The sequence below is a fragment of the Pseudomonas sp. PvP100 genome (assembly GCF_017833055.1).
GTDB classification, from domain to species: Bacteria; Pseudomonadota; Gammaproteobacteria; order Pseudomonadales; family Pseudomonadaceae; genus Aquipseudomonas; species Aquipseudomonas syringae.
The window spans coordinates 4,361,885-4,379,673 of record NZ_JAFIBO010000001.1 but is presented as its reverse complement, the minus strand read 5'-3'; the positions used below and the strand labels follow the sequence as shown (position 1 = coordinate 4,379,673).

General features: G+C 55.9%; 15 protein-coding genes. 8 read left to right on the top strand and 7 right to left on the bottom strand.

Annotation, left to right across the window (positions count from 1 at the left end):
- Positions 1-10: 10 nt before the first annotated feature.
- Positions 11-1,861 carry a type VI secretion system tip protein VgrG gene (locus tag JOE39_RS18810; RefSeq protein ID WP_003394197.1) on the bottom strand — a complete coding sequence of 617 codons (1,851 nt, stop codon included), beginning with the start codon at positions 1,859-1,861 and terminating at the stop codon, positions 11-13.
- Positions 1,862-2,521: 660 nt separating this feature from the next.
- Between JOE39_RS18810 and JOE39_RS18805 the strand changes: the two genes are divergently transcribed.
- From JOE39_RS18805 to JOE39_RS18770, 8 genes are all read left to right on the top strand, one after another.
- Positions 2,522-3,982 (top strand): DUF6861 domain-containing protein, encoded by a 1,461-nt coding sequence (locus JOE39_RS18805; RefSeq protein ID WP_032660048.1) that lies wholly within the window; start codon positions 2,522-2,524, stop codon positions 3,980-3,982.
- 13 nt (positions 3,983-3,995) lie between these two features.
- Positions 3,996-4,304, top strand: a complete 309-nt coding sequence (locus tag JOE39_RS18800) for a hypothetical protein (RefSeq protein ID WP_017279074.1) — start codon at positions 3,996-3,998, stop codon at positions 4,302-4,304.
- A gap of 79 nt (positions 4,305-4,383) precedes the next feature.
- Positions 4,384-4,686, top strand: a complete 303-nt coding sequence (locus JOE39_RS18795) for an immunity protein Tsi6 family protein (protein ID WP_245227492.1) — start codon at positions 4,384-4,386, stop codon at positions 4,684-4,686.
- Between the two features lie 20 nt (positions 4,687-4,706).
- On the top strand, positions 4,707-5,231 hold the full coding sequence (locus tag JOE39_RS18790) for a hypothetical protein (RefSeq protein ID WP_050511450.1): 525 nt from the start codon (positions 4,707-4,709) through the stop codon (positions 5,229-5,231).
- A gap of 217 nt (positions 5,232-5,448) precedes the next feature.
- Entirely contained in the window at positions 5,449-5,748 is a 300-nt protein-coding gene (locus JOE39_RS18785; RefSeq protein ID WP_032660055.1) for a hypothetical protein, read from the top strand.
- Between the two features lie 48 nt (positions 5,749-5,796).
- Positions 5,797-6,906: an ADP-ribosylarginine hydrolase Tri1 gene (tri1, locus tag JOE39_RS18780; RefSeq protein WP_210078474.1), complete on the top strand. Its 1,110-nt coding sequence runs from the start codon at positions 5,797-5,799 to the stop codon at positions 6,904-6,906.
- A gap of 78 nt (positions 6,907-6,984) precedes the next feature.
- Positions 6,985-7,539, top strand: a complete 555-nt coding sequence (locus JOE39_RS18775; RefSeq protein WP_024692888.1) for an HD domain-containing protein — start codon at positions 6,985-6,987, stop codon at positions 7,537-7,539.
- Positions 7,540-7,542: 3 nt separating this feature from the next.
- Positions 7,543-7,890 (top strand): hypothetical protein, encoded by a 348-nt coding sequence (locus tag JOE39_RS18770; RefSeq protein ID WP_245227491.1) that lies wholly within the window; start codon positions 7,543-7,545, stop codon positions 7,888-7,890.
- Between the two features lie 43 nt (positions 7,891-7,933).
- Here JOE39_RS18770 and JOE39_RS18765 read toward each other — a convergent pair whose 3' ends face one another.
- From JOE39_RS18765 to JOE39_RS18740, 6 genes are all read right to left on the bottom strand, one after another.
- The gene (locus JOE39_RS18765) at positions 7,934-8,359 is read right to left on the bottom strand and encodes a DUF2628 domain-containing protein (protein ID WP_016569290.1); all 426 of its coding nucleotides are present in this window, start codon (positions 8,357-8,359) and stop codon (positions 7,934-7,936) included.
- A 176-nt stretch (positions 8,360-8,535) separates the two neighbouring features.
- Positions 8,536-9,630, bottom strand: coding sequence for a type VI secretion system protein TssA (tssA, locus tag JOE39_RS18760; RefSeq protein ID WP_003343647.1), 1,095 nt, complete (start codon positions 9,628-9,630; stop codon positions 8,536-8,538).
- 92 nt (positions 9,631-9,722) lie between these two features.
- A complete protein-coding gene (locus JOE39_RS18755; RefSeq protein WP_003318810.1) occupies positions 9,723-10,241 on the bottom strand; it encodes a type VI secretion system tube protein Hcp in 519 nt (172 codons plus the stop codon).
- A gap of 155 nt (positions 10,242-10,396) precedes the next feature.
- On the bottom strand, positions 10,397-12,889 hold the full coding sequence (gene tssM, locus JOE39_RS18750; RefSeq protein WP_003318809.1) for a type VI secretion system membrane subunit TssM: 2,493 nt from the start codon (positions 12,887-12,889) through the stop codon (positions 10,397-10,399).
- Entirely contained in the window at positions 12,886-13,809 is a 924-nt protein-coding gene (tagF, locus tag JOE39_RS18745) for a type VI secretion system-associated protein TagF (protein WP_032660069.1), read from the bottom strand. The genes tssM and tagF overlap by 4 nt, the downstream gene beginning before the upstream one ends.
- 31 nt (positions 13,810-13,840) lie before the next feature.
- Positions 13,841-17,767: a type VI secretion protein IcmF/TssM N-terminal domain-containing protein gene (locus JOE39_RS18740; protein ID WP_210078476.1), complete on the bottom strand. Its 3,927-nt coding sequence runs from the start codon at positions 17,765-17,767 to the stop codon at positions 13,841-13,843.
- Positions 17,768-17,789: the final 22 nt, after the last annotated feature.

Below are 17,789 nucleotides of genomic sequence, written 5' to 3'. Positions count from 1 at the left end.
CCCTGCGTTCTCACTTGTTGATGTCGACTCGGTCACCTTTGACGAAGGTGCTCTCGCCAAGAACATTGATCACTTTGCCTTTTATCTGAATGCCTTCCGGAGTGATCGAGATGCTGCTGTCGCCCACTTTGAGAAGGATGTACTGCTTGGCATCCACCTGAATGAATTGGTTGTCGACCTTTAGCGTAAACGATCCCTGCTGCACGTTCGTCACAGTATCTTTCTGGATGATTTCCGTATTTGTGCCGCCGACCGTCACCTTGCGGTTATTGCCCACCTCGTGCTTTTCATCCAGCTCGATCTCGGTGTCCATGTTGCGCTCGGCATGCATGATCACCTGTTCGGCACCGGCCTTGTCTTCAAAGCGGAAGAAGTTGGCTGTACCGCCATCCCCCTTGGCCGAACGCGTCAGGAAACCACTCTGGGTCTTGTTGGCAGGCAGCGACCACGGCGGCGTGTTCTGGCTGTTGTACAGACTGCCCATGACGAGCGGACGGTCAGGGTTGCCATCAAGGAAAACGACCACCACCTCGTCACCAACGCGCGGGATCTGGATACTGCCAAAACCGCCACTTGCGCCGGATTGAGCGACGCGGACCCAGCAGGAGCTTTTGTCGTTGTGCTCGCCTTTGCGGTCCCAGTGGAACTGAATCTTCACGCGACCCAGTTCGTCTGTGAAGATTTCTTCTCCGGGCGGGCCCACAACGATAGCGGTATGCGGACCGGAAATGACAGAGCGGTTGGTGGTGAGCTGTGGGCGGAAAACTATCTTCTTGCGTACGCAGGAGAAGGTGTTCCGGTAACTGGCTTGCTGGCCGTTGAGGTAATTGTTGTGGCCTTCGCTATCAATAAGAACGAGCAGAAACTGACGATCTTCAGGCGAGCCCTGATCGTGGTCGTAATGCTGCAGCAGTTCAAAGGTATAGCCAGGCTTCATGGCGCGACAGTTACTGGCCCCTCGAAAGCTCTTGCCCCTCAACTCAAGCGCTTCAACGCGCAAGCGCAACAACGCCTCACCTTCATCATAAGTGCCATGGGTGTACTGGCCGGGGAAGTCGTACACCTCGAAGTTCTCAACGTCACCCTGCTGGTTCAGACTGTTCATGGTCACTGGCAGCCTGTTGTTAGGCTGACGATAGTCGAACGTCTGAACCGCCATTTTTCCTGATTGCAGCCTGCGGTCGCCGTTCCAATCGGTGATGGAGTCGGCTGTCTCGGTAACAGATGCCGAATGGAAGCGTATCTGAGGCTGTTCCGGCAACGGCACCAGCGTGGTGGAGTCGTCGCAGATGATCATGGTGTGGCCTTCGGCGGTATGCTCGAAGTAATAGAACATCCCTTCTTCTTCCAGCAGGCGCTGGACGAAGTTGAAGTCGGATTCGCGGTATTGGGTGATGTAGGTATAGCGCTTGAGAGGCTTGCTCAGGCGAAACTCATGCTTGGAGAACGCGGTACACATCGCGAACACTTGGGTAACGACTTCCTCAACCGTATTCCCCTGGAAGATACGTGTGTCGAAGCGGTTCTTCAGCATCGAGAACCAGGGGTTGAGCGTTGCCGTGTATTTGGCCATGCCGCCGTCACTGCCACCGCTAGCAAAGCGCGTGAGATAGCCAGCGATGTAGCGTGGCGAGCCATCGGCCAGCTCGATCTCGATGACGACATGTTGGCCCATCATCGACTTCAGCTCGACTCCGGAGTCCTGGCACACCAATAGCAGATCAAATTGGTACGCACGCGAAAGACCTTCAGTCCCTCGGAAGGACTCCAGCAGCAGTTCCTGCTCAGGATTGGCGAGGTTCTTGAACTTGAAAAGGCGCCGGTTCTGCGGCGAAAGCATCGCGGCAAGGTCCATCAACATGTATATCTCCTTGAGGGCAGGGAGGCCAGCACCGCCGGGTTTAGCGGCTAACGATTACGAACTGACAAGTCACGGCTTAGGTCTGGTGCTTAAGTATCAATCATTTAGGGCATTGGATTGACATTAACCACGGGTGTGCAACGCGCCCTAAACCTCTGAAAATCTCGTAGGACCAGGGCTACAGACGCATTCCACATCTCGCAAATACTGCAGCGTGCGACCATAAATTAGTGTGAAAGTGCCACTAGCTCAGTAAAAATACCCTACATCTCTCACAAAACCGTTACAGTTCTTATCTTAAAGTATGAAAGGAAACACCGTGGTGCTGCGCCGTGTCAACCACAACCATGCGGCTCAGGCGTTGGCTGTGGTTCTGATGAAGACACGCTATCTATAGGCGTTTTGATTCCACCGAGCTCAGATACTTTTTAATGGGTAAATACTCAGTATTCACAATGGTTTAAGTGAAGACTCGACTGGTTGATGGCTTAACGGCATCATTGCGGTCTGTTTGGCAGATGAGAAAAATGAGCTTGCCTTGAAATTCAGCTCAAATATTCAGGTCTGACAGGCGACATACGCGCTGCCCAGACTACGCTGATTCGTGGTCACGCAAGGCACCGGTGCTAGCTTCCTTCAACCCAGGACTGTGATGTGTAAATGGACCTATTAGCCAATGTTCCTAGCTGGGATGACATCGAGCGAAACCTCGATGATAAATTCAATACGCTAAACCAAGGCTACAGCGATGGGCTGCAGAGCGCTCATGACAGCTGGAATGGCTTCACTCGGCGCGTCAGTACCGCCGCGACTCAAGCATTCGGCTACATGGGCAGCAATCGCATCGATTCGGTGAAAGCAGCCATGAGGCTCTCCCGCGATATTGTCGAGTCAGACCTCAAGCGCAAGTGGGCGTCTATCGAGATCGAACAGATCCTCCCGGTACTGCTGCAACTGGTCAAAGAAGTGGCGATGATTCTGGGCGGCAGCGTTGCGGTCGGCACCATTGCTGGCGGCGTTGCCGGGTCGTTTTTCTTTGGTGTAGGCGCCGTGCCGGTAGCAGCAGCGGGGGCGGGTATCGGGCTACAGGTTGGCAATCTGATCCTGTTGACGCTAGGCCTTGCATCTATCGCTGAGTATTTCTACCAAGGCCTACCCGCTTGCCTTGCAACACTGCAGGAAGGCTTTGCTACCGCCTGGCATGCTGACGAAGGCCTGAAACCCGAGGGCCTCGACCCTACCGGGGGTTCGGCATACGTAATGCAGGAGCGCATTGATCGTGCCGCTCAGCAACTGGCTAAAGGTCAGGAACAACTCGTACTGCTGCTCTTCACTGCCATCGTGACGTACTGGACACGTGGACAGGTCAAGGCAGGCCTTATGGGCAGCATGGATAGCATCGCAGCGCGCAGTACCAAGCTTCAGGCAGAGATTTCGAACAAGCAGTTTGCGAATTGGTTGGCGCGCAATCAGCAGGAGTTGTTGACTCTGCCTGAGTTGCAGGTTAATGGGCCGGCTCCGCTAAAGAACGTAGAACTCGATAATATGCGCGAGTACTATGCCAAACAAGATTCTGATTTTGTATCTCATGATACTAAACTTGAAAAAGCAAAAACGTTTGAGACGCAAGGTCTTTCTCAAAAAGAAATAACGGATTATCTTTCTACAGGAGATGGACAGCTTTACTTGGATAAGTTGCGAGCTGCAGCGCCAGACGCAACTACTGAAGAGATATTCAAACGTGCTGTTGGCCAAATTGGATCTGGAAGCACAATACCAAAAACAGTGGTGATGGATTCACCACTGGTCAAAATCGTGCCTGTAGGGAAAGAAGTTACCGACTACTCACCTTTTTTCACCACGATGGAAGAATTACAGAAAGCCAGTCAAAGCAAGTCTACACTTGCGGATTTTTTTGGCCTTCCCCTCACCAGTGAAGCATCGAAATATTCCGTATTCGAAATAACGCCAATAAAGCCGACCGAGGTTTTTGTTAACAAAGTCGCACCGACTACGGAATTTAGTGGAAGTATCGCAAGGTCTGGCAATGCTGTTCAAAGTATAGTAACGAATCGTGGTGAATGGTCCGCGCCTAGGTTAATTGGTGCAATAGATAATTAAGGGGTATACAAGTATGAATATTAATGCCTTGAAGTCGGCGGCTATAAAGCTTAGAGAGAAGCTTGATTTCTATAAGATTCATGACCCTGATGCTTCAATTTTATTATTGGATCTTGAAGATTTGCTTTTCCGAGCGGAACGAGGCCAAATAACAGAAATGGTAGAGCCACGAGATATCCCAGGTTACAAGCTTTTCACTGAAACACGTTTACAGTCATATAAAGATTTGGAGGCTGCTTACACAGATTTCTATATAGAGCTCATAGAGGCGCGAGAAACGGAAGCTTACAAAATGTTGGCGGCCAAGATGGCTAAGGACTGAAAGTTTCATGATTAGATAATTTTACAGCGTGGTTTCTAAGTGGTTACACAGTGAGGCGAAGATGTTTTTGTGCTTTCCGATGAATCACGCTCTTTTAATTGCTAAGGATCGGCGCGCGCGTAACCCCCAGTTTCCAATTTATATATCGGTAATTAATCAACTCATCTATGTCAAGGCGGTTTTCGAGGGTGTTGAGAAAGAAAAGTCGACGCTTCACGATTTGTCACTTGGCGCTCTAGGAGCTAATGAGTTTGAAGATACGGACTACGAGCTAGCTCGAGCCATTGTGGATGTGAGCTATATAGCGTCTCAATCAGCTAATGGGCTAAAAGTAAAGTTGCCCACAGGCATCTTATACCAAGATCCATTCGTTAAGCGATGATTCAGATGGGGGGAGGCTCTATGTCACCTGCACTGTTCAGATTTGGAGCGGCGGTATTCGTTTTCTTCATGACATTGGTCGGTGTTTTTTCAGTTTACTGGATGTGGGAACATGTACTTCCTCTGTATGGGCGTATATATAGAAATGCACCTGTCGTAGAAACTCCTTATCTTGCGTTCTGCCTACTCATGGTTCCGCCCGCCGTGCTGCTAATTATAATTGGAGGCTCTATAGCCGTATGGACAGGGAAGAAATTTGATACTCCAAATAATTCTTTTTTGGGGGCTTTCCAAAGTTTGATGCTCAAGATTTCTGTCAAGACAATAATCTATATTGTGCCCTCCATAGCTGTATTGACTACTATTGTGTTGCATGCTAGAGACTATACGCCGTGTCCAAAATTGCTTATTTCTGGTTCGGCATGGCAATTATTTTGGGTGAACGATGAGCGAGTTTGTTTTAAGCCGACGCGTTACATTAACGATGGCTGGCCCTGCAAGATGGTGGGCGACCAAGAATATTGTATGCAGGTAGACGGGAAGTGAACTTTAAATTGCAGCGGCCTTACATTTATTTTTCTTTGACAGCTAATGCTTTGATTTTTGGGCATAGTCTATTAAGTGGTGACGTCCATAATGATTTTATCTTTATAGTTAATTGTTCGTAAGAATGGCAGAAAATGAAGCTTGTTGTAGGCGCTTTTTGCACAAATTGATAGGCTTTATCTATGAGGTTGAATGGCTAAGGCTCTAAGGCAGTCATATGAAATTTAACGACACTTTTTTCAATCGCGACCTCATGCTCTCCTTGGGCACTGAGGAAACCTCCGGCCGTTTTTATTTATCGTTCCCGGTGAGCAATGGCTTGATCGATTACGAGGAGTATTACAAGATCGACAAAGCCAGCTTCGATCTTTTCCACACAGATCTCATTGCTGCAGATGCTTTCGCCACGACATGCCGCAGGAGAGAGCGGGATGATTTTTTGATCCAGAAGCCAGGAGCAAAGCGGGGAACGGCTATTTGGCCGTTAACAAGCGGTATAGACTCGGGCAACAGGTAGCAGCTTCCATACTGTTCTGCACCTTGAAAGATTATCCTGGAAGGACCCATGATCGACTTGAGAAGCCCCAACGACATGCTCGACCACTATGTTGAGCGCTACGATCATCTGCTGCCCGCACCTTCCGCGCAGCTACTTCAACGCATGGATTACATGCTGAAGCCTGATGCACCCAGGCTGCCGAGGGGCAAGCCCGATTGGATAGCATCACGGACGTGTACCCTCAGCGAAGAACAGGCGCTGGACCGTGCGAAGGGGTGCTTGCTCGGTATGGCCATTGGCGACGCGGTGGGCACAACACTGGAGTTTTTGCCTCGTGATCGTAGCCACGTTTTTGACATGGTCGGTGGCGGCCCTTTCAAGCTCAATCCCGGTGAGTGGACCGATGACACCAGCATGGCTCTCTGCCTTGCGGACACCTACCTTGCTAAAGGTGATTTCGATTTTTCTGATTACGCCGATAGGCTATGTCGTTGGTATAAGCAGGGCGAGAACAGTCATAACGGTAAGTGCTTCGATATCGGAAACGCTACTCGTGCTGCTCTGGAAGGACACTTGGCAAGCAAAGATGGCTGGTATGGCAACGACGATCCATCTACTGCCGGTAATGGGTCGATAATAAGATTGGCACCCACTGCAATATTTCGCAGGCACTCGCTATTCGCTACGTGGCGGCAAAGCGCCGCACAAAGCAGATGCACACACAGAGCAATGGAGGCTATAAGTTGCTGCGAGCTGCTCGGCGCCCAGTTGCATCTCGCCCTTAACGGCGCAGACAAAGAAGAAACCCTTTTTCCGATGATTCGCCCGTTACGACCGCGAGCATTGATCATCAACGCTGGCGAATACAAAGAAAAAACCCGCGACCAGATCCGCTCCTCCGGCTATGTCATCGACACACTCGAAGCAGCTCTGTGGGCTGTATGGAATACCGATAATTTCAAAGACGCCATCTTGCTGGCTGCCAACCTGGCTGATGATGCCGACAGCGTAGCCGCCACTGCCGGACAAATCGCAGGCGCGCTTTATGGGGTGTCAGGCATGCCGGAGGAATGGGTCAAGAACGTCGCATGGTCCGAGCACATTCACGGTCTGGCTCAGCAGTTGTTTGAGCGTGCGCCGCTGCATGATCCTTTGGGCGAGTCTATCGGCGACTGATAGGGAAACGCGCGTACTCTCTCCGAGGATCAGCTCACAGCTCCTGACTTATATCGCGTCTCAAGGAATCTGACCCAAATGCCCAAATCATGCCCGCAACACCTCTACAACAAAGCCTGGCTATTCGCATCCCATGCCCACGTCGGCCAAAAAATGACCGGTTCGGACCTTCCTTACACCACCCACGTGGCGATGGTCGCCAACGAGTTGATCTTCGCCCATCGCGAAGAATCTGTGGGCGCGCTTGAAATCGCCTTGCCCACAGCGTTGCTGCACGACGTGCTGGAGGATACGCCGGTAACTCAGGATGAGTTGGCTGAAGCTTTCGGTATGGAGGTCGCCTCAGCCGTGGCGTGCCTGAGCAAGAACCTGATCGTGCCGTTTTCCGAAGCGCTTTATTTCGCCGGGATCGCCAGTCATTCCAAAGAAGCTGCGTCGGTCAAGTTGTGTGATCGCATCACCAATCTGCAGTCAGCGCCGTCCACCTGGAAGAAGGCAAAGCGAGCGTCTTATCTGGTGGAGTCGGCGCAGATCCTGGCTGCCTTGGGGCATGCGAACGGGTATCTACGGCAACGGCTCATCGATACGATGGCGCGTTATCAGGCGCTTTATGTTGATGGCTTTGAAGGCTGAGTTATGAGCTCTCATCATTGTCGGATCGAGAACGGGAATCTCTGGATAGAGAGTCAGCGAGTCTGCCTTCCTTACCCGGCGGACACGTTTCTGCTGTTTAAGGGGATAGTGCTAATCAGGCTTGAATCCCCACCGGGCGAGGTCTTCAACCGGAACATCTTCGCTTTCTCGATGGCTGGCGAGGTGCTCTGGCAGATCGAGGAAAGCCCGCACGGTACGCAGGCGGACAAGCCGTTTATGAGTATTCACTGCGATGACAACGCTCATGTCATCGCAGATTGCTGGAATGGTGTGACCTACTCGGTGAATGCGGAGAATGGGAAGATTCAAGTTATCCAGTTCAACAAATAGCCGCGCTTCCGGCGTTTACCCTTTAGCTGACGCGCTTCGCGCCTCACCAACGCAACCCCTCAAACGGATTCCAGCCCTGCTCGCCTTTCACTTCCTTCAGGTAATACGCGTAATTGGTCAACTGGCCATACAGCGAATTAAACGCAAACCCCAGCGCAGAACTCGCCTCCTTGGCGTAGCGGAACTCAAACATGTCCATCACGATGTTCAGCGCGACAGAAACCACTATCATGATTGCGATAATGCACAGGTTCTTCTTCCACAGCCCCAGAATGAACAGGTAAACCGGCCCAAAAAAGAACGCGAAGAAGTTGAAGTTGATTTTCACTTTTTTCAAAAAGGGCAGTTGCTTGAGCGCAGGTCTGAACCCCGGTGCGCTTGGGCCGCCATGCGCATCAAAAAAGGCGAAGCGTTCTTTCCATTTGTCGCTGTAATGGCCTGATGCGTTTACCGGGTCTGACGTGTTCATTCTCTAATCCCTGATGTGTGTGAATCACGTGAATGGTCGTCCCCTGTTGCCGCGCTGGGTACGACGCAAAATACGGGTAAATCATGGGCACGTCAGTCGTAAAGACAGACTCGCCCTGTGGTGCATTTCCTGATGGTCTGTACGCATGTTCATACAGACCATCCTACGAACTGCCCTTACTGCTTAGGCTCTTTCGTACCGAGCACATCGCGAATGCTGTCCACGACGTTGCTGTCCTTGATGACGTCGTTCAGCCAGCCTTCCAGCGGCATGTTGCCCCACTTGATGGCGCGCTCGATGAGGTACGGGACGGGGCTTTGCGGTTCGGTGTTTTTGAAGAACTGTGCGATGCCGGCGAGCATGGTGAAGGCTTCGTCGCGTGTGGTCGGGGTGGTGCGCAGTGGTGCGGACGCGCTGTCCTGGCTGGCCTGGGTCATTACGGCACCTGCGGGTTGGTCGACGACGGTTTCGGGGGCGGCCTGAGCGGCGGCGGGGGCAGGGCTCAGTTCGATGCCGCGGTCCTTGAGCAGCTTTTCGGTCAGTTGCCCGGCGCGTTGCAGGATGTCGCTGAGGGTGACGAGGCTCGGCGCGTCGCGGCCGAACAGGGTGTCGGCAGTGGCCTGGAGCTGCTGGCAGGCGTACAGGCTGGCGGCGATTTCGCTGGCCTTGAGGCGCAAGTGGTCCGAGTCGGTGAGGACCACCGAGCGCTGGAAGATTTCGGCGTTGATCTTGCCTTCTTCAACAGCGGACTGCATGGCCTTGGGGTTTTGCAGCGCGAGGTTTTCAACGTGGCGCGACTCGTCGTAGCGCAACAGGCCAAAATTCTGCCCCTGCGTGATCGGCAGCCCGCCGACGACTTCGGTCAGCGTGGTTTTCAGCCAGGCCAGGCGGGCGGCACGTTCTTCTACGCCATCCTCTAAGGATGGGTACAGATCGTCCCAGAAATTTTGCAGGATCCGCTCGGCCACGGTCAGGCCAAAGGTGATGCCGACAAAGTGGTATTTGTGCGCCAGGGCTTCGCTGAGCCAGGCGACGAGCATCAGGTCCTTGCTTTGTTCGGCAAGGCCCTGTGCGGCCAACGTGATGGTCTGCTCCCAGTCCGAGGACTTGAGATCGGTTTGCCAGTCACCTTGGGTGAGGTAGTCGGGGTCTGCTCGACGAGCTTCCTTGACCTGATCGAACAGGGTGGAAAAGCTCAGGTCCTCGCCACTTCCCCCGTTGATGGGTGCCGTCAGATCGGCAAGCGAAAGGTCGTTGAGAAATTCAGACATAGTCAACTCTGATCAGAGGATAAAAGAACACCGTGCCTGGGCAGACACGGTGTTGAAGACGGGCCGCTTGCGCGACCCGATGTGTCACGGACTTATGCGAATACTTTGTTCGCAGTGCGGTCCCAGCCGCCAGTGACGTTACCGCCACCCTGGCCATCGGAACGGCTCTGCTGGGTGTAGGTGGTCTTGATGCGAGCGAAGTTGAAGCTGATTTCTTCAATCGGCAGATCGCTGACTGCGTTGTCTTCGCCTTTCTGGCTACCGCCAGCAACCGCCTTCACGGAAGACACAACCACTTCTTCCAGGTTGATGGTCAGGTAGGTCAGCTTGTCGCCGCCTGCACGGTTGACGTTCAGCTGGATCTTGGCGATGTGAGTGCCCTTGCAGCACGCTTCGAACAGCTTGGCGGAAGCCTTGTCCACAGACTTGCGGATGCTGAAGTCGCTCAGTGCAACGCGCTCGGACGAAGCACCGCCCGAAGAGCTTGCGGTCGCCGAGGTGGCCTGGGTAGCGCCGAACTCGTAGCCCAACACTTCGATCCAGTCCTTGTGCTTGTCGTCCAGAACTTCGCCTGGGATGCCATCGATTTGGATGTATGCGTCAAATGCCATTTTCTGCTTCTCCTTCTTCATTTAAAGCCGTGGCGTCTGCGGACAGAACACGGCCCTTTTGATTAACCTTCCTGAAACGATCAAGAAAGGTTCTCTTGCCACGGCCAAGGTTTCATAGGGACAACCCGGGCTTCGGTCTGCTTGCCAACGCGCGATCAATTGAGCGCGCGTACTTCGATCTCCACGCGTCGATTCGGCTCAAGGCACTGAATCAACTGCGCCCTTGGTTGCTGCATGTCGCATTTGACCAGAGGCTTCTCGCTGCCTTCACCGACCGCGTCCACCAGCTCGGCGGGCACGCCCTTGCCGACCAGGTAGGTCTTGATGGTCTGCGCACGCTGTTTGGACACCTGCATGTTGCTTTGCGGGTCGCCCAACTGGTCGGCGTGACCTGCAATCACGATCTTGCCGATGTTCGGTGTATTCAACAGCTTGCCGGCGATCGCGCTCAGCTGATTTTGACCTTCGGTTTTAAGGCTCTGGAAATCGGCACGACCAAAGGCAAACAGCGTGTCCGATTCCAGCGTGATCGTTTCGATAGCCTTCAACGACTGCGTCAACAGGCTGTTGATGTAATTACGCGAACTGGATGTCAGAAATGCGTTGTCGAGAATCCGCGGCACGTCCAGTTCGTGAATCTGATCGCTGTAGAAGTTGATCTGTCGGCTGGCGTACTCGTAATCCTGATTGGAGCCTGCCTCGGCATTCGCGGTGATGGTCTTGCCGGTCTGACGCGCAATGGCCGGATACCAGTAATCAGGCATCTTCGCTTTCAGGAACGCCGGGTCAGCCTTTTCACGTTGGGCGCGCGACAACATCACGTAAGTGTCCAGCGTGGCCTTGCCGAAGGCAGCGATGGATTGTGCGCGGTTATCCGGCGGCAGCGCCTTGGGCTCGACACTGTCCACACCGGTGACTGGCATCAGGTCCTTGGCATTACGCTGATAGACCTTGATCGTGGTCAGCAGGTAAAGCGAGCGCGTCAGGTTGTCTGCGGTCGGTTTGAGCATCACCGTTTCCAGACGGTTGAAGTAACGCGTGCGCAGCAGCGGCTCGACGTCATAGCCCCGGTAGAGACCCAGACGCAAGCGCAGTGGTACGCCTTCGTCGTGATGACGGTCGTAGTAAAGCGAGGTCCAGAAGCGCATGCGATCCAGCGTTTGCCACTCGGTGTACTGCCCGGTGGCCTTGCTGTCCTCGGCTGCGGCCTGAGCGAGTTCGCTGGAGATGGACTGGATGTTGTCCTTGTTGTTCCAGTACGACCAGCCCCACAGACTGCACAGCAGCAACGCCACAAGGCTTGCGCCACCGATCCAGGCGGCCTTGCGGCGACGCTCTCGGTGGTTGGTGGTGTACAGCGCCACCAGATGCTGATCGGGGATGATCACCTTGCGGAACAGGCTGTTGATGAACAGCGGGTGCGGCTGGACATTGCCATCGACAGCTTCCTGCTCGCTTTCCAGCTGGAATCGTTCGGTGACCTGGCGGGTGTGTCCGCCCATCTCGGGCTGATCGGCGTCCAGTGCGCTGGTGAAGTAGAAACCGCGCAGCATCTCGGCGCTTTGATACGGGTTGGCGCGCAGCAGAGCATCGACGAAAAGGAGCAGGCGCGGTTTCAGGGCTTCCAGCTCCAGCGGGAAGCGATACACCGCAGTGTCCTGACGAGTGACCTGGATGTCCTGAAGCACCAATTGCTGGTTGGCGATCTGTTTCCAGTAATTGATCAGTTCTTCCATCGCCACACCGAAGCGCTGGCCCCAGTCGGCTTGCTCGAAGCCCTTGTGCGGGAAGGTCTTGCCCATCACTTCGCCACGCGCCACATCGTCGAGCTGGCGATAGAACGGCACGAAGCCCGGGACCAGGTCGCACTTGGTGAACACCAGATACACCGGCAGACGCACTTCCAGCAGCGCGTGGGTTTCCTGAATGCGCTCGCGCAGACGCTTGGCGATGCGCTCCTGGTCCTCCACCGAGGACTGCAGGATGTCATGAATGCTGACGGTGACAATCAGGCCGTTGAGCGGTCTGCGCTGGCGATGCTGACGCAGCAATTGCAGAAAAGCGCGCCATTTGCCGGCTTCTTCCTGATCGTTCATGTAGCGACCGGCAGTGTCCAGCAGCACGGCTTCGGAGCTGAAGAACCAGTCACAATTGCGCGTGCCACCCAACCCGGCCACGCGTGCGCCTTCGCGCTCTGCGTAGGGGAAGTTGAGGCCCGACTGATAGAGCATGGTGCTTTTGCCCGCTGCGGGCTGACCGACCACCAGATACCAGGGCAGGGCATAGAGCGCGTCCTTGGAGTTGCTGCCGTTCGGCTTGTTGCTCTGCAGGCGCTCGAGGCTTTGCAGCAGGCGCTCGCGCAGCAGGCTGACTTCTTCACGGTCTGCCGGGCTGGCGTTGAGCACCGCCTGATCGGCGTCGTCACGCAGCAGGCCTTCCAGGTTCTGGTGCTGTGATACGCCTCGGTACAGCAACAGCACATAGGCTGCCGACAACAGCAGAAACAGGCCGATCCCCGTCAGCAGGCTGTTCATCGAGCTGAAGCCCAGGGCACGGCCGATGCTCCAGACGATAAAGATCGCCAGGAAAAAGCAGACCCCTAGAACGTAGGGCTGGTAGCGCAAAAAGTAGTATTTGATCTTGTTCATACGGGCTTCAAATCCAGCACATCGACAAAGCGGTCGATAACGTCATAAAGAGGGCGGTCAATGTCTGGAAACACATGGCCTCGGTGGTGTTCGTCGAACGCGTCGAAGGGTGCCAGTACGTCATAACTCTCCGAATGCTCACTCACGCCCGTCACCACCCGGTACACGCCGGAGGTGTTGCGGGATGCGAAGCAGAACAGCCGGGGGCGCATGAAATCATCCGCCAGAATGCTGATCTGCGGCACCGCCATGTTCGGCTCGATGCGTGTCAGCCAGTTGACCCACAGATCGGCTGTCGGGTTCTTCAAGCCTCGTTCTGCCGGCAGTGGCAGCGAAATACCAACGGGTGCCTTGGACGACGGGCGGCTCAGCGCCTGCAGCCGGGTGAGCACGGCGTTGCTGATGAACTCCGGGTAGGAGCTTTCCAGCGAGGTCGCGATGTCACGCAGGGTGAAGTTCACCAAAAACTTCTCATGCACACGCCTGAACAGCTCGAAGTCCTGCCCTTGCAAGGGTCGCAAGGCCCTGATGCGTTCGAACAGCACCGCCGTACTTTCGCCTTGCGCGGCCATGTGCAGCAACGGTTTGATCTGCCCGGCGAACAGTTCGCTCAGGGTGAACGGGTTCACAAACAGCCCGGCGTCACTGGACTTCACCGTTTGAAAGATGAAGAACGGATAACGCCGAGCGCTTGAGTCCCGGGAGCTGATCAAACCGCCCACCAGCCAGTTGCCGCTGCGTGCCCGGTAGCTGAAAAAGCACACGGGCAATCGGTCGAACAGCGTGCGCCAGTCTTCGCGGTGCTGCATGTCGGCGAGTGCGCCCTGCAGCCATGCATCGAACTCGCAGACATCGTCGCTGGCACCATGCAGGCTGACGAAATCTGCGCTCGCGGGCACTTTTCCGAAGCAGCCAATCATCGACCGCCCTCCAGATCCAGCATGTGCATCCTCACTTGGTCCGCCCATCGGTTGCGTTAAGCGCGCTCAGCGCCTTGACGTTTGCCAGGTCGGTCAGCTTCACGCCGCCATAGTTGCGTACCACCAGACTGACCGGCCCTTTGGCCGTGTTCCAGCTGAATCGCTGCTGGATGCCGTCGAGGTCAGCGACGCGTGCGCTGTCGTTCATGCGCAGCAGGCCCCAGCGGCCGGTGTAGTCGAACACGGTAATGCGTTCGCCGGACAGGGTGACCACATCCAGGCGTGCGCCTGGCGCTGTGGTAGTGCCAGGCCACGAGAAGCGGCTCCAGCTGGTCTTGCCGTTGCGGTAGTGCTGCTCCTGGCCATCCAGCGTGAAGATGATATCGGTGAAGTAGGCCGACGGCTCAAGCATGATCTCGAAACCGTTGTCGCGGTCCGAGAGGCTGGCGATGACTTCGCCCAGCGAACTGGCCTTGTCGATGTTGCTGACCATTTTCGGGTTGACCAGCGGCGCCGCCTTAGCCCCGCTGCCCATGCCGAGCCCTTCGCCATCGGACAGATTGCCGATTTCATTGCGTTTGAAGTTGGGCAGCAGGCCCGACTCCGGGTCGACGAAGCGCTGCAGGTCTTTCACCGAGGCCTCGTTGCGGCTGTCTGCAGCAATCGGGTACCGGTGAGCCATGACCTGCTCCCAGGGCTTGGCGACCTGTTTGGCCCAGGCTTTGGCGATCTGTTCGCCAGCCGGATCACGCAGCGTTTCCCAAGCGAACTGAATCGGCAGGCTGAACAGGCTTTGCAGCGAAGTGGAAAGCCCGCCCTGGCTGGTATCGACCGTGGTTTCAACGTAGTTACGCACGTTGGTGACTTCGCTCGGCTGCCCTTCGAGGGTTTCGCTGATCAACTGCTTGCTGCTCTTGCCGACATCCTGCGAGCGCTGGATGTTGTTCATCCGCACTTTGAGCTTGCGCAGCGCTGCCAGGTAGCGATCCATGATGGTGCTGTCGGCGCCTTCGGCGTTCTGTGTGGCGAAAACCCGCGATACAGGCTCGAAACGCTTGGCCAGACTGCCGTCATCCACCGCAGGCAGCGGCGAGACCAGTACGCTGGCCGCCGCTTCCTTGTTGTCGAAGATGCCGGTGACCTTGCCCCAGAAGCCATCGTCGCGCTTGACCCCGGTCTGTTGCGCCTCGCGAACTGCAGGGACGTCCCATTGCGTGTTGTCGTTGACTGAGGCCAGCAGCAGCTTGACCGGCGAATTGCGCACGTCACTGAGCAATGACAACTGCTGTGTGGCGTTGGCCATGTCGCTGAAGCGACGCACGCCCACGCTGTCGATCATGGTGTACCAGACCTTCGTGTAGTCACGCTTGTAACGGGACATGAACTCTCGGACGAAGTTGGCTTTCTGCACCACGCTGTCGCCGCCTTCACCGTCGAGCACCCAGTCCGATTCGTTACGCAGGTTGCCGGACACCAGCTTGATCAGCTCGGGCTTCACGAACTCTTCCCAGCCCTGACGGGTGAAAATCGCAGGCACAGCTTCCGAACCGTACAGCAACTGACGACCCGGCATCGGCACCAGATCATTCAGGCCGATAGCGGGGAACTGACGGCTGGACTCCAGTTGCAGGCGCAGGTATTCACGGTCCACCAGCGAGCTGGAGATCATGAAAAACTTCAGGCTCTTGCGGGTCTCGTCGATCAACTGCTCATTGCGCGGCATGGCAGGCGCGTCGCCGTTCTTGAGCAACTGTACGTAGACCGGCGAGTTATCCTCGATGACGTCGTCGCTGATCGGATTGGCCTCGCTGGAAATATCCGCCCAGGCCACCGGCAACGCCGCGTTGACGAACTCGGTTTCCGGGTGCGTGGTCGGCTGAGTCAGAATCAGATAAAGCTTGAGAGCGTTGTATGACTCGATGATGGATGCCACCTGCCGTTCATCGAGTCGTCCGAGCATTTCCTCCGACAGCGACAGACCGCCCGTGGTGGCCGACAATTCGGCCGCATCGTTTGCGGTGGCCGGGTTACGCAGTGCGGCGATGGCCTCGCTGCGTGTCTGGCTGGCCGTGTTTCTCGCGGCGCCGGTCAGGCGATTGGTAACGTCGCCGGTGCTGCGCGGAATGCTGCTCAGGCTGGTCGGACGGCCTGCAGCGACGTTGCGAGCGCCACGGTCCAGCAGTTTCCGGCCTTGCGCACGCGCCTTGCCGGTTTTGCTGTCGGAACCTGCGGGGGCGGCCCCGAAGCCATACTGCGGGTCCATGGTTTTGGCGAACTCGTTGAATTCACGCATCTGCAATTGCAGTTTCAGCGTGATCGGCTCCAGCGCCTGGGTACGCATTTGCTGCAAGTAGGCGGTCTGGGTAGCGAAGTAGATATCGTCACCACGGTACAGGCCGCCGCTGAGTTGCAGCGGTACGCCCTTGGTGCGGTATTTCTCGATGGTTGCCAGCTGATTGCGCAGCAGCTCCAGGCCCTGGCCCGAGGCAAGGCGTTGTGCCCGGTCCGGGGACTGCTCCAGTTCGTGCAACTGCTGGCTGATGTTGGCCAGCCACTCGCGGTTTTTCTGGAACGACAGGGCTTGCCAGCCGATGAAGGCCAGCCCGGCGAACAGCGCCGCAGCGATGACAATCGGGCCAATCGAGCGGTCGCGGCCATGCCGTGACTGGTACAGGGTCAGGTCACGGTCAGGGAAAATGACGCGGCGGAAGGTATCGGTGATGAAGTAACTGCGATCACTGATTTTCCGGTGTTCTTCTTCCTCTTCCTCCACTGCACCGTATGGCTTCGCCGGCCGCAGGACGAACGACTCTGAAAGCTCGTCTTCATACACCGGTGTCAGTTGCTTGTCGGTTTGCAGGGCGCTGGTGAAATACAGGCCGCGCAGCAACAACTGAGTACCGTTGACGTTACTGCGCGCGAAATGCTGCAGGAACTGCTCGAGTATCGTCGACAGCTCGGCAAAGTAGTTGGGGAAGTTCAGCAAAGCGCTGTTGGCGTCTGCACCCAGCGCGATGATCTGTGCATCGACGTGGCGGCTGACGTGCGCCTGCAGGTTTGCCAGCTTGCGATCGAGCACCGTACGCAGGCTTTCGGTGTTGATCTCGTTCAGCCCGAACGTCATGCCCAGCGGCTGCTGGCGCTCGTTCAGGTCCATGCCGTCGAAGGCCTGGTTGAAGCCGGGCAGTTGGTCGGTCTTGGTCAGCATCAGGTAGATCGGTGGATTGGCGTCCAGGCAATCGGTGTATTCCTCGATGCGCGTGACCAGGCGCGCACCCATTTCGTTACGTTCTGCGGAAGAGGCGGCCAACAGCTCCGGCAGGCTGACCACCAGCACCAGACCATTGACGGCGGCCTTGCTGCGCTGCTTTTTGAGCATGCGCAGGAACGCCGCGAATTCGCTGGCGGACTGATCATCGCGAAGGTAGCGGCCAGCGGTGTCGATCATCACGGCTTCAGGGCTGAAGTACCAGTCGCAGTGCTGGGTGCCGCTTTCCGTGTCATTGGCGCTGCTGGCAATGCTGGCCGACAGGCCGGAGCGGGTCAGCAACGAGGTCTTGCCCGCTGCGGACATGCCGATGACCAGATACCAGGGCAGATCGTAGAGCGCCGAGGAGCCGCCACCGCCTGCCGAGCGATCGGTGCGCAGCATGGCAATGGCATGCTTGAGGCGGTCGCGCAGCACTTGCTGATCACGGAACTCGCCGGTGGACTTCAGCGAGCGGTCAACTTCGATCTGAACCAGATTCTCGAGGTTGTGTTCGGTGCGAATCCGCCGGTATTGGCGCAGTACGATCAGCAACAGGTAGAAGGCGCTGATGATCGCCATCGCTTCGAGCGTGTAGCCTTGCAGCCAACTGATCCTTGGGGCGAAAAACCAGCAGACAGCCAGGCTGATCAGCCACAGTATCGGGACCAGGAACCAGAAACTTTTTAACAGGCGCAGTAATGTCTTCATGTCTTCCTGACTCGGTTACCTG